We start from the raw sequence: 281 nt of genomic DNA, 5'->3' as shown, positions 1-281 counted from the left end.
GGTGCTCTACCAGCACCTGTTCTGGTTCTTCGGCCACCCCGAAGTGTACATCATGATCCTGCCGGCCTTCGGCATCGTGTCCCACATCATCTCCACCTTCTCCAAGAAGCCGATCTTCGGCTATCTCGGCATGGCCTACGCCATGGTGGCGATCGGCGTGGTCGGCTTCGTCGTGTGGGCGCACCACATGTACACGGTCGGCCTCTCGCTCCAGACGCAGGCCTATTTCGTGTTCGCCACGATGGTGATCGCGGTTCCCACCGGCGTGAAGATCTTCTCGT

1 protein-coding gene is annotated in these 281 nt (G+C 60.5%); it reads left to right on the top strand.

The window, feature by feature from the left end:
• Positions 1-281: cbb3-type cytochrome c oxidase subunit I (locus OC446_RS31225; RefSeq protein WP_262032639.1), on the top strand; the 281-nt coding region annotated here is incomplete at both ends.

Origin of the sequence: Microvirga sp. Mcv34 (assembly GCF_024519725.1) — a bacterium.
GTDB lineage: Bacteria > Pseudomonadota > Alphaproteobacteria > Rhizobiales > Beijerinckiaceae > Microvirga.
This window is presented reverse-complemented; position numbering and strand designations above follow the sequence as displayed.